The sequence below is a fragment of the Streptomyces sp. 2-1 genome (assembly GCF_048564895.1).
Taxonomy (GTDB): domain Bacteria; phylum Actinomycetota; class Actinomycetes; order Streptomycetales; family Streptomycetaceae; genus Streptomyces; species Streptomyces phaeochromogenes.
The window spans coordinates 3,614,391-3,627,097 of sequence record NZ_CP183383.1 but is presented as its reverse complement, the minus strand read 5'-3'; the positions used below and the strand labels follow the sequence as shown (position 1 = coordinate 3,627,097).

The following is a 12,707-nucleotide window of genomic DNA, read 5'->3' as shown; positions in this document are numbered from 1 at the left end:
AACTCTCCTAAAGGCTCTGGGAAATGGTGTGCATGAGATCGAGGGTCTGTTGAGGCTTGAGCGCGATCCTCTGCATCTCGTCGAGTTGCAGACGGTACTTGCACAAGTGGGCGCCTGAATAAAGGAATTCTCCTGCCGTGGTGCGGTCCAGCTGCACGGTGTCGAGCGGGGGCATCTGGCCGTGGGCGTACAGGATCGCCTGGCCCGAACCGGGGAACGCCCCTGCGGAGAAGGGGATGGCCTGGATTGTGACGTTGCCGCGGTCTGCGGCTGTCATGAGGTGACCAAGTTGGTTTCGTAGCACCGTGCGTCCACCGACTTCGATCCGTAGGGCGGCTTCGTGGATGACCAGCACGTAGTCCGGAGCCCCTGGCCGGTCGATGACCTGGTGCCTTTGTGCGCGGTGGGCGACTCTGGCCTCGAACTCCTCGGCGGGCAGCGGCGGGATGGCGGCTTGGAAGAGAGCGTGCGCGTATGCCTCGGTCTGCAACTGTCCCGGCATGTGCGTCATCGTGCTGACACGCAAGCCCTGGGCGTGCCATTCCAACTCGGCGATGTCCAAGAATGTCGTGGGCAGGAGGTCGCGATACGCCTCCCACCAGCCGATCGTGCGGTCGCCGCACATGGCGACCAGCGCATCCACCAGGGCCTGGTCGGTGCACTCATACCGGAAGGCGATGCGCCGGACACGCTCCGGGCTGACGCCGTGGCGTCCGGCCTCGGTGCTGGTGATCACGGTCCGTTTCGTGTCCAGCAGCACGGCGGCCTGTTCGGTGGACAGTCCCGCCCCTTCCCGTAGCTTGCGAAGCTCTGCGCCCAGACGCTGCTGGCGTGCGGTCGGATTGCTCCTCGGCGGCATGTGTTCCCTCTCGTCGCGTGCGGCTCAGTTTGCCGCGAAGCGAAGTTCGTTCCAACGGACCTTCGGGACTTGGTAGCACATGTATCCCCGTTGCCCTACTGTGAGTATCGCGCACGCTACACACCGCAATGCCGGAAGCGCACCGCGCGAGCATGCCCGTCTGCCCTGGGACGGGTGTGCCCGCGGCCAGGGCGGTAGGCCACCGGCGACCCCAAACCCCTCACAGAGTCGTGGAGTTCGCCATGCCCGAGATCCCCCTCGTCCCCGCCCACTGGCGCTTCCCCGCCCATCCCGCCTCCGTACGGCGGGCCCGGCACGCCGTCGCCGAATCGCTGCCGGACGTCCTCCGTCCACAACTCGGCGACGACCTGGGCCTGTTGACCTCGGAGCTGCTCACCAACGCAATCCGTCACGGCGCCTGCGGGAAGGACGGGGACCTCGTCGAACTCGTTCTGTGGCCGGCCGACGGGCACTACTGGCTGGCCGTCTCCGACCCGGGTACCGGCAAGCCCGTACTGGCCCACCCGGGCGCCGACTCCGAGAGCGGTCGGGGCCTGATCCTCGTCGAGAGCCTCGCCACAGCCTGGACCGTCCGGCCCCGCCCCACGCGCGGAACGTCCGTGATCGCGGGGCTCTCGTTCCATCAGGGAGGCTGACCAGGCGGAGCGGTCGGCAGGGAGGGGACGGAAGGCCGGGCGGGTCAGGCCGCCTCGTCGTCGATGTTCTCCTCCCGGCGGATCATCCGCCAGGCCGCCCGGCGCGCACTCTGGTTCAGGGACTGCTTGAAACTGTCGTCGTGGCTGAAGTACTGCCGTCCCAGGTCGGCGATGGTGTCGATGTGTTCGGCCATCTTGTCCTCGAAGACCTCGTCGAAGACGAGACCGAAGTTCTCCAGGTCGTTGACGGCAGCTGAGCGGACCCTCGGTTCCGCGTTCGTCTCCAAGAACGGTGTGATCACGTCCTGATCGGTGAGATTGGTGCCGTACTTGTCGTTGAACTTCTCGATCAGCTCCGACAGCAGTGACTTCTCCGGCTCCTTGGCACCGCCCCCACCTTCGCCGAAGCCGCGCAGCTCCGCCGCTCCCTCGGAGGTCAGCGCGAGGTCGTGCTCGCCGGTCTTCTGGATGCGCAGGTGACTGAGGTCGACGTCTCCTATGTCCACGCCGCCGTCTCCGCGTCGCGGCAGACGGTTGAGCAGGTGGCGGCCGTAGAGGTAGAGGCATTCGAGGTCGGCGTCGCGGTAGGGCACGATCTGCGAGAGGAAACCGTACTTCCGTACGTAGTCGTTGAGATCCGCGCGGAACTGCTCGGCGGCCTCGGCGGCTTCCTCGTCGGGGTCGCCCGCCTCGTCCTTACGGTCCAGCAACTCGGTGAACCGCCCGACGGCGGGGCCGAGTTGCCGGTACAGCTCCGCGTGGAGCTTCTCCCAGCGGGCCACCGAGCCCGCCGCCTGCTCCTCAGCCGCCAGATAGGCATCCGCGAACTCCCGCATCTCCTCCTCGACGAGGATGTCGGGCTGCATGACCTGGCTCTGCGCGGTGTAGAGGAGATTGGGGTCGGAGGGGAGGGTGTTCGCCTCCTCGAAGTACGGGCGGAAGGACTCCTTGATGTCCTCGGCGTCGTTGACGAAGTCCAGTACGGCCAGGTCCGCCTGTGACTTGCGGTCGGCGGTGCGGTTCAGACGGGAGAGGGTCTGGACGGCGCTGATACCCGCGAGCTTCTTGTTCACGTACATCGTGGTGAGCAGCGGCTGGTCGAAGCCGGTCTGGTACTTCTCGGCGACGACCAGGATGCGGTACTCGCGCTGAGTCGCCCTCCCGCCGGTGCGCACGGCCTTGTCGTCCTTGCGCGTGTACGCGAACGCCTTCGGCAGCGCGGACTCGGCGAGGCCGCCGTTCTCCTTCGGCTCGGTGGTCTCCTCGCCGTCGTACGTCAGGCTCCCGGAGAACGCGACCAGGACGCCGGGATCGGCGTACGCCTGGTCACCGATGTACTTCCTGATCTGACGGGCCATCTGCACGGCGCTGTGCCGGGAGGCCGTCACCACCATGGCCTTGGCCCGCCCGCCGAGCCGGCCGGCGGTGTGCGTGCGGAAGTGTTCCACGATCACGTGCGCCTGCTGGGTTACGGTGGAGTCGTGCGTGAGTGCGTACCGGGCGAGCAGCGGATTCGCCTTGGACGGGTCCACCTTCCGCTCGTCGGGGTTCTTGTTCACCAGCTTCCAGTACGTGTCATACGTGACGTAGGTGCGCAGGGGATCGAGGATGAAGCCTTCCTCGATGGCCTGGCGCATCGAGTAGGTGTGGAAGGGGATGTACGTCGGCTTGCCGTTGACGGTGTCCAGGGTGCCGAAGAGTTCGAGCGTCTTGGCCTTGGGCGTGGCCGTGAACGCGAAGTAGGAGAGGTTGGAGGCCTTGCTGCGCTGGGTGGCCTTGCGGATGAGCTTGGCGTCGGTGGTGCCAGCCGCCGCTTCCACCTCGGTCGCCCCGGCCTCGTCGGAGTCCGAGTCCAGGCCGAGGTCACGCAGCGCCGCGCGTACGGCCGTGGCTGCGTCGCCGGACTGTGAGGAGTGCGCCTCGTCCACGATGATCGCGAAGTTGCGGCCCTGTATCTCGGTCGGACTGCGGCGCAGGTAGTCGATGAGGGCGGGGAAGGTGTGCAGCGTGACCGTGATGATCTTCCCGGTCTCGCGGGACAGCGCCTTGGCGAGCTGTTCCGACTTCGCGCCGTGCTTCTCGTCGATCTTCACCACCAGACCGGCGTTCTTCTCGAAACTGCCGACGGTTTCGCGGAGTTGGGCGTCGAGGTTGCGGCGGTCGGTGATGATCACGACCTTGTCGAAGACGGGCGCACCGTGCTTGAGTCCGGCGGCGAGGGCGTCGGGGTCGATCTCGTCGGGGTCGGTGGGCGTGTGCAGCGACGACAGGCGGTGCGCCAGCCATCCGATGGTGTTCGACTTGCCGGAGCCGGCGGAGGCCATGCCCAGGTAGTTGTGTCCGGCGCCGTGACGGGCCGCGTGCCCGGCGAGCTTCTTGACGATGTCCCACTGGTGGTAGCGCGGGAAGATCAGTTTCTTCCGCGTCCGCCCGTCCGGCCCCTTCTCCTTGCTGAGATGCACGAACCGCTCGATCAGGTCCATCCAGGTGTCCCGCTCCCAGATCTGTTCCCAGAGGTAGGAAGTCGCGTACGTCCCGGGGACGGTGGGCGCTGGATTCCCCGCGCCGCCGGGCTTCCCCGGGCCCTCCGACCCGGTGTTGAACGGCAGGAACCGCGTCAGCTTGCCGCGCAGTTCGGGCGCGACGTAGACCACGTCGGTGTCGATGGCGAAGTTCGCGATGACGCGGCGCGCGAAGATCAGCTCAGTGGGGTCCCGCTTGAGTCGGTACTGCTCCTTGGCGTGCTCCGCCCCCTGCCGGGTGAGGGCGTTCTTCAACTCGGCGGTCGCCAGGGGGATTCCGTTGAGGAACAGGGTGAGGTCCAGCTCGTTGCCCTTGTCGGCCTGCTTCGCCGCGTACTGCAACTCCTTGACGAAGGTCAGCCGGTTCGCCCGATAGTCGTCCAGGACGGTGTCCGAGGCGACGAGCGACGGCTTGAAGTAGGCGAGCCTGATCAGGATGCCGTGGTCCTTCACGCCCTTGCGGAGTACGTCCAGCACACCGTCGGTTCCAATCGCCTGGTCCACGCGCTTGGCGAACCCGGCCTGGGCGGCGTTGGCATCCTCGCCGTAGAGGGCGATCAGTTCGGCCCAGTCGTCAGCTTGGGTCTTGCCGATGAACTCGGTGAGCTGGGCGGTGTCCAGGCCGAGTTGGGGTTGGTAGTGCCGCTTGTTTCCCTCAGTCCAACCGCGCTCCAACAAGGCGGCGACTATGGCGTTTCCGAATGCTGCTTCGTCGTGGACGGACATGAGCGGTTATTCCCCCGCTTTCCGGTGATCAGGTACGTGATGTCGCGGCAGAACTTGTCGAAGGACGGTGAGTTGGCGCGGGCAAGGTCGAGTTCCATGTCCTGGGTCAGGGCCGGCTGGTCCACGCGTGGGCGGTAAGGCACTCCGTCGCGGCGGTGGTGGGTCAGCCAGCCCTTGCAGTCGCGTCGCGTCTCGCTGTTGGCCGGGACCTTTAGGTGCTCGGCGAGCCCCGCCCGGCCGCATCGCGTCGCGGACGAAGCGCAGGGCGTCCAGGAAGTTCGACTTGGCTGCGGCGTTCAGTCCGAGCAACACGGTGAACGGGCCGAGAGTCACGTCGCAATGGGCGATGGACTTATAGTTGTCGACGCGGACACGGGTGATGAGCGGCATCGGGTGGTGAGACGGAGCGGGACTCATGGCGTGTGATCATTCCTCGATCCCACGTCCGCTGGCGGTGGACACATCGATCTGCCCGGTGACGGCGGTGGTGATCAGGGCTTGGCGGCGCTCGGCGAGGAGGCCGAGTTGACGGGACCTTAGACTGCGCAAGCTGTCGATCCGGTTGACTTGCAGAGTGATCTCGCCGCTCAGCTTCTCCTGCTCTTCAATAGGAATGACTGGTACGCGTAGATCGCGAATGTCTGGAAGCGACAGCTGGGTCTTGGTTCCGCCGTACTGACTGCCCATAAGTCTGTCCTGCACTGATGGCGAAGCGATGAGGTATGCAAGCCACTTGCTGCTGATTCGGTGCCTGTCTGGGCGCACCAAACAGACGTGCTGGCTTACGTATCCGCCAGTGACTGCGCCATTCGCGAGTGCGACCCAGCCGCAATTTGCGCCCGTGATACCCACCAGGACGTCGCCGTCAGCGATGCGCGCTCTGATAGCCTCTGTTGCAGAATCGGCGGGAATCTGAACGTAGACTGAATTCGTCAGCTTTGGTTGGATGCTGTCAGGTTGAAGATTGGCGCTGCGGAAGAAGAGTGCGCCCGAATCGGATACATAGTCACTCCATCCGCGTGATCCGCTTGTCACCAGGCTGGTCGTATATCCAAGCCTCATGCGAGGGACGCTGCTGGCGGGCTCCCAAATCCGATCGATGGTCTGCACCCGGCGCTGGATAAGCAAGGCAATCTCTGATTGCATCGCATTGGTGACTTCATCGATGCGGGAGGTCTTGGCGTCGAGGAAGTCGGCGATGCGGCGCTGCTCCTCCAGTGGCGGTGCTGCAGGTAGCAGTACTTGGTAGGCCGACTCCCTGGATAGCCCAGGAACGCCAACGTCTTGCGACACTCCGCGCAGATCCACTGCTTGGAGCGCATAGTAGAGCCAGCGGAGATCTGCCGATGTGCATGTCTCGTCAATGTAATAAGCGGTGTCGATGGCGAATCCGCCCCCGGGAACCCAATGAATGGAGCCGTAGCTACCCTTTCGGCCGATGACAATTCCCGGCGCCCGGAAATTCCGGGATTTATGAGTTCCAGACACACCTCCTGAACCCACGACCGCGTACTCGCCTTCGACGCGACTGTCCGCGGCAAGCGCGTCCCCATAGGTCAGGCGGGTGATGCGCTTCAATGGGAGAAGATCAGTCATTCCGTCACCTCACCCAACAGCGCCTGGATCTCGATCTCCATAGCCTTTAGCTCTGCGTCGATCTCCCCCAACGGCCGCGGCGGCTTGTATACATAGAAATGCCGCGTGAACGGGATCTCGTACCCTACCTTCGTCTTACCGTGGTCGATCCACGCGTCCGGCACATGCGGCAGCACCTCCCGCTGCAAGTACTCCTCCACGTCTTCCTCCAGCGGTACGTTCTCGTAGTCCCGCAGCTCCGGATCCGGCTCAGGCTCGCCCTTGACGCGCTGGACCTCGCCCTCCGGGTCCCGCACGCCGACCACCTCGCGCAGCGCCTTGCTGAACGGTGCACCCGTAGGCCACAACAGGCCAGCCGCAACAACCGCATCCTTCAAGTCGATCCACGCGTCGGACTTCGCCGTCCACGCCTTGCCGACCAGCGGGCGCAGCGCCACCACGAACTCCTCAACATTCGTGGCCCGTGCGATCGGCTTCGACGCGGTGAGGGCTACCAGCGTCTCCTCCGTCACCTCGAAGCGGAGCTTCAGCGGACGTTCGACGGTGATCCGGTGATACCCGAAGTCCTTGTTGCGGAAGACCTTGATCTTCCCGGCGCGGTCGGCCAGGTCGTGTCCGCCGCCCTTTTCCGCCGCGTCGACGACTGCCAGCGCCTCCGTGTAGAGCCTCGTGATCTCGGAGATGTGCTGCTCGCCCAGTTCCTTGCGCTTGTCGCCGAGCGACTTCCGCATCTTGCGCCAGTAGTCGCGCGCGTCCAGCAGGACGACCTTGCCGCGCCGGTCCCTAGCCTTGCGGTTGCTGAGCACCCAGAAGTACGTGGAGATGCCGGTGTTGTAGAAGAGCTGGTCGGGGAGGGCGACGATGCCTTCCAGCCAGTCGTTCTCCAGGATCCACTGCCGGATCCGGGACTCACCCGACTCCGCCGCTCCCGTGAACAGCGGGGAGCCGTTGAAGACGATCGCGATCCGGCTGCCGCCTGCCCCCGACGCGTCCACCGGCTTCATCTTCGAGATCATGTGCTGGAGGAAGAGCAGTGACCCGTCGTTGATGCGTGGCAGGCCGGCCCCAAACCGCCCGCTGTCACCGAGGCGTTCGTGTTCGTCCTCGACGGCGTCCTTGACCTTCTTCCACTCCACGCCGAACGGCGGGTTGGCCAGCAGGTAGTCGAAGGTGGCGCCGGTGTGGCCGTCGTCGCTGAACGAGTTGCCGAACTTGATGTTCTCCGGGTCCTGGCCCTTGATCATCATGTCCGACCGGCAGATCGCCCAGGACTCGGGGTTGAGTTCCTGGCCGAAGACCTTGACCGTGGCGTCCCGGTTGTGGGCGGTGATGTGCTCCTCGGCCGCGCTGAGCATGCCGCCCGTGCCGCAGGCCGGGTCCATGACCGTACGGACGGTGCCCGGCAGGGCGAGGGCGTCGCTGTCCGGGGCGACGAGCAGGTTGACCATCAGTCGGATGACTTCCCGGGGCGTGAAGTGCTCACCAGCCGTCTCGTTGGACTGCTCTGCGAAGCGCCTGATCAACTCCTCGAACGTGTAGCCCATCTGGTGGTTGGTGACGATCTCGACCGGCTTGCCGTCCTCGTCGAGCACGACATTGCCGTCCGCGTCCCTCTCCACCGGCCGCAGGTCGAGGTCGGCGAACCGTCCGACCACCTGGTACAGCAGGTCCGCCGCCTCCAGCCGCTTGATCTGTTGGGCGAAGTCGTACCGCTCCAGGACCTCCCGCGCGTTGGGGGAGAAGGCGCCGTAGTACTGGTTGAGGTACTTCGCCGCGTGCGAGGCGTCGCCCGCGATGGCCTTCAGCGTGTAGGTGCTGGTGTTGTAGAAGCTGTGGCCGGACGCCTTGCGCAGAAAGCGGTCGGGGTTGATGTCCTGGCCCTCGTAGCGGGCCGCGACCTCCAGGACCTTGTCCTTGGTCGGGGCGAGGACGCACTCCAGGCGCCGCAGCACGGTGAACGGCAGGATCACCTTGCCGTAGTCGGACTGCTTGTAGTCGCCGCGCAGGAGGTCGGCTACCGACCACGCGTGGTTCGCCAGTTCCGTGTGCTTACTGCTGTTCAACACTGTCCTTCCGGAGTTTCGCCGTCCCCGAGGGACGGAGAGGTCAAGTCTGGCCGCTCGCGATGCCGGGCCGAAGGTTTCACGCCGATCCGTGACCGTGCGGCAACAGCGCGCCGCCGGTGAGGCCGGTGCTGAGGAGCCGCGTGACGTCCTCGGCGGCCCGGTCGGTACGACGTGCGGCGGTACGCAGCTCGTGCAGGTGGCGGAACGCGGCGCCGTAGCGCTGCTGTTCGACGAGTGGGAGCAAGGGAACGCGGAGCCGTCGGGGGTCCACCCGAACGATGGATGTGCCGGTGGCCGCGGCGTTGACGTTCTGTTCCGCCGCGAGGAACCCGGCCAGGAACCAGGGGTCGAGCCGACGTTGATCCGGACGGAAGAGCAGCAGATGGGGTCCGAGGAAGCAACCGGTCTCGTCCGGCTCGACGACCCGGGCCACGACACTGTGCCCCACGCGGAGTGTCTCCGTGAGTAGCACGTCACTTCCCTCGATCAAGGGGGGAGGGGCGTCGGTGGGAAGGTCCGCTGTCGTTCCGGAGGCGGGTCGGCTCTGCACGACGTCGGCCGCCGTGAGTGTCGGACGTCCGCCGGGTTCTGGTTCGGGCCGCGGTAGCGGTTCGCCGCTACGAGTCCGGCGGCTTGCGGGCGCGGTGCGAAGCAGGCTGAGAGCGCCGCCGCGCAGCAGATCCGCGACCGTCGCTGTGCGCCAGTCGCGGGGGCGGTCGTCGGCCGGTGGCCAGTCGCCTTCGGCGCTGAGGTCGGTCAGGTCCCTTGCGGCTTGGTGGAGTTGGCCGTACAGCTCCGATGCCTGCCGGGCCAGCAGGGTGGGGCGCAGAGCTTGTCGGGAAGCGGTTCGGATGTGGCGGGCCGGGGTCAGGTCCACGGCCTCCGTGAGGAGGTCCGTGATCGGCACGGCGCCGGCGATGCCCGGGGTTCCTGTGAAGCCGTCCCGATCGGCACGGTAACGCCGCCACGCCGAGAGCACGGTGTCGTCGATGGCGGCCCAGTCGAGATCCCGGTTCTCGGAAGCGGAAGCATCGACGAGCAGAACCGTCCCCGGAGGTTCGGCCTGCGGATCCGGCCGTTCGAGCACCCACAGGTGCAGGCCGATGTGGAGCGGGGTGGCCGCGCCCTGGGGAAGCGAGACGACCGCGCGGAGGGCTCCGTCACGTACGAGCTGCGCCCGGATACGTCGGCCGGCGGTGCGTTCCGCGACGGCGGGCGGCATCAGGAGTACGGCACGGCCGCCGGGCGCGAGGTGGGCCAGGGAGTGCTGGACCCAGGCGAGTTCGGGCTCGCCCTTGGGTGGCACGCCGTAGGCCCAGCGTTGGTCGTACGCCAGCTCCTCGTGCCCCCAGTCACGGACGCCGTACGGCGGATTGCACAGGACGGCGACCGTGGTCAGGCCCTTGAAGGCGTCGGAGCGCAGGCTGTCCCCGGCATGTACGGAGATCGCCGCCCCGGGAGTGCTGAGCCGGAGCCGCACGGCGGCCTGGGCGGCCTGGGCAACCAGGATGTCCTGGCCGCGCAGTTCGGTCGCCCCTGCGGATGCCGCCGCGGCGAGCAGCGATCCGGTGCCGCACGCGGGGTCGAGAACGCTCGTGGGGAGGTCGCCCGCGCTGTCGGTCAGAAGTCGGGCCATGAGGTCGGCCAAAGGGCGTGGCGTGCGGTAGGTGCCGGTGCCCCCGGTGTCCTCAAGCAGGCGTTCGGCCAGGACGTCCATCGCTGCCTCGGCGCCGTCCGCCGCGACGCACCGCACCAAGGCCCTCAGCGGTCCGACCGCGTCGGCGCTGTATGCGGGGCCCTCGATTCCGGGAACGTCATCCGCTTCGTCGGTCGTGGCCGACCGGGCCCACCGCAGCAGCCCGTCGGCACGTAGTTCGGGGAGAGCTTCGCGCTCCTTCCGGCCCAGCCGGGCGGCTGCGAGCAGCGCGGGGAGCAGATGCAGGGCCGGTTCGCCATCGCCGGGGTGGGCGCGCAGCGCGGTGCGGAGTTCGTCCGCCGGTGTGTCCTCGGGGAGCTGGCCACGGGCGGAGAGCCAGGCGCGTACGGCGTCGACGTCGTAGGTGGGGCTGGTGTCCGTGCCTCCGGCCGGTGCGGGAAAGTCCGGGTGCCGACGGCGCCAGTTGCTCACCGTGGCACGGGTGACCCCGGCCAGCCGGGAGATGTCGGCGGCGGTCACGAGGGCACTGGCCTGCTGGTTCATGGGCTCCTGCCGGTGACGTAGGGACGGGCGGGCTGGACGGTCCCACTCTATACCAGCGCCTCACTGTCGTGAAGTGTTTGACAGTGCTTTCAGTTGGAGATGTACTGGGTGTGCTTTCACTCGGCCTCCCGGCTTCCCCGGGACTCCCAGGCCTCCCCCTGCCCACAACTCCTTTGGATGGAGCGGCGCCATGGCAACCAGTACCTCCAGTACCTCCAAGCGCACCCTGTACCGGCTCACGGGTGTCGCCCCCACGGTCGACGCGATGTTCGACGTTCTCTCCCCCGAGCAGCTCGAAGTCGTCGACGCGGAACTGCAGCTTCCCGAGGAGTGGCTGGGGGTTCCGGCGCTGCTGGTCACGGGCAGCTTCGAGCAGCCGGTCGCGAGTTGGTGCGGCGAGATCAACCGCACGACCGGGTGCGAGGTGTCGCGGCCGGTGAACCGGTCGGCCGGGCTGCTGATGCTCGCGGTCGACGGCGAGGTGTACGCCATCGGATACGACCAGGGATTCCGCCTGGTGCCCGATCGCATCAAGGACCGGCGGTTCGGACTGGGGTTCGTGATCCGCAGAGTGGACCCCGCCCAGATCCGCGACCTGGTCGCCCACACGCCGGGCGGCGGACGGACCGACATCACCCTGGTGCCCGGCGGCACCCCCGTCTGGAGCCTGGGCGTCCAGGAGCACGCGCAGATCGTGCGTCGGCTGGGCGGTCGGCTGGACGGGATGCGGCTCACGATCGGCCAGGACAACCGTACGAAGATCTCCAGCGTCGAAGGCGGTACCGGGCTGCGGATGCGGCTCGGCGTCGACGCCGCGGACCTGGTCGCGGACATCCGGGCCATCGCTGGTGTCCTCCGGGACGAGACCCCGAGCCCGGCACTGGAATTCGTCGAGCACATCGTCCCGGTCAAGGACGACGACCTTGTCACGCGGCTGGAGGCGCGGCTTGACGACCTGCTCGGCGAGCAGCCGGACGGACGTATCGCCGTCGCCGTCCCGTCCGACCACTGGGACGACTACGCCGCCGCACAGGTGTTTGCTACCAAGGTGCACAGCAAGGACGCTTACCTCACCGACGACTTCAGCCTGGAGTACATCCTCAACCGGGCCCGCGTGCAGAGGCGTGGAACGCGCTTCGCCGCGCTCCGGGACGGCACGGTCACCCTCTACTCGCACACCCGGGCGGAGAAGGACGACGTCATCTGGACCTCGCACGTGCTGCGCTGGATCGAGGCGGAGGTGGCGCTCGGCGTCCGCCGGTTCTTCCTGCTGGACGGGCAGTGGTACGAGATCGGCGAGGCGTATCTGGCGGCGATCCGTTCGCAGGTCGAGCGGCTCATCACCGGCACGCCCTCGGTCGACCTTCCGGCCTGGGTGCTCGGGGACACGGAACGGAAGTACAACGAGTCGGTGCCCGACCTGCGGCCCGGGTACGTCTGCTTCGACCGTGACAACGTACGGACCGCGCTGCACCGGGGCAACGGCGTGGAGATCTGCGACCTGCTGAGCCCGGACGACGTCCTGGTCATGGTGAAGCGGGCCAAGGGGTCCGATGCGCTGAGCCATCTGTTCGGTCAGGCCGTGGTCGCCGTGCAGACCCTGCTGCACTCGCCGGAGGCGATGGACGGGTTCGCTCGCAAGGTGGCCATGGCCCGGCCCGGCAGGGGGCTGGCGGAAGGCTTCCGGCCTTCGAAGGTCACTTTCGCGATCCTGCTGAAGAACGGAACCCACCTCACCGCCGACACGCTCTTCCCGTTTTCGCAGGTCACCCTCGTACAGACGGCCAAGCTCCTTGAGGCGTGGGGCGTCGCGGTCGAGGTCACCGGGATCCAGGCCGTGACGGCGACTCCGAGCCGGGCGGGAATCCGCCGCTTGGCCGCGTAGCAGGCTCGTCCAACACGTCCGTGGGTAACTCAGATCACCCGTACCAATTGCGGGCCGGCGGGTTTTCCCTGCGCGAGGACATACCCCCTCCCGCACGAGTCACTTGTCCCTTGATGGAACGCCCTGCAACGACGTATCGACGAGACGGACGGCAAGGTCACGATCATCGAGTTGCGCGAAGAGCTCGCTGCCCACGG

General features: G+C 67.0%; 7 protein-coding genes. 2 read left to right on the top strand and 5 right to left on the bottom strand.

Annotated elements, in window-relative coordinates:
* Window positions 1-7: 7 nt before the first annotated feature.
* Window positions 8-859: a helix-turn-helix domain-containing protein gene (locus ACN20J_RS16020; RefSeq protein ID WP_419666147.1), complete on the bottom strand. Its 852-nt coding sequence runs from the start codon at window positions 857-859 to the stop codon at window positions 8-10.
* A 242-nt stretch (window positions 860-1,101) separates the two neighbouring features.
* Here ACN20J_RS16020 and ACN20J_RS16015 point away from each other — a divergent pair, with 242 nt between their 5' ends.
* Window positions 1,102-1,515, top strand: coding sequence for an ATP-binding protein (locus ACN20J_RS16015; protein ID WP_419666146.1), 414 nt, complete (start codon window positions 1,102-1,104; stop codon window positions 1,513-1,515).
* Between the two features lie 44 nt (window positions 1,516-1,559).
* On the opposite strand, the gene ACN20J_RS16010 is transcribed toward ACN20J_RS16015, so the two are convergent.
* From ACN20J_RS16010 to ACN20J_RS15995, 4 genes are all read right to left on the bottom strand, one after another.
* Window positions 1,560-4,763, bottom strand: a complete 3,204-nt coding sequence (locus ACN20J_RS16010) for a type I restriction endonuclease subunit R (protein ID WP_419666145.1) — start codon at window positions 4,761-4,763, stop codon at window positions 1,560-1,562.
* Window positions 4,764-5,189: 426 nt separating this feature from the next.
* The gene (locus ACN20J_RS16005) at window positions 5,190-6,359 is read right to left on the bottom strand and encodes a restriction endonuclease subunit S (RefSeq protein WP_419666144.1); all 1,170 of its coding nucleotides are present in this window, start codon (window positions 6,357-6,359) and stop codon (window positions 5,190-5,192) included.
* Window positions 6,356-8,422, bottom strand: a complete 2,067-nt coding sequence (locus ACN20J_RS16000) for a type I restriction-modification system subunit M (RefSeq protein WP_419666143.1) — start codon at window positions 8,420-8,422, stop codon at window positions 6,356-6,358. Before ACN20J_RS16000 ends, ACN20J_RS16005 begins: the two co-directional genes overlap by 4 nt.
* Window positions 8,423-8,501: 79 nt before the next feature.
* The gene (locus ACN20J_RS15995) at window positions 8,502-10,625 is read right to left on the bottom strand and encodes an N-6 DNA methylase (RefSeq protein WP_419666142.1); all 2,124 of its coding nucleotides are present in this window, start codon (window positions 10,623-10,625) and stop codon (window positions 8,502-8,504) included.
* Between the two features lie 190 nt (window positions 10,626-10,815).
* Between ACN20J_RS15995 and ACN20J_RS15990 the strand changes: the two genes are divergently transcribed.
* Window positions 10,816-12,510, top strand: coding sequence for a TIGR04141 family sporadically distributed protein (locus tag ACN20J_RS15990; RefSeq protein WP_419666141.1), 1,695 nt, complete (start codon window positions 10,816-10,818; stop codon window positions 12,508-12,510).
* Window positions 12,511-12,707: the final 197 nt, after the last annotated feature.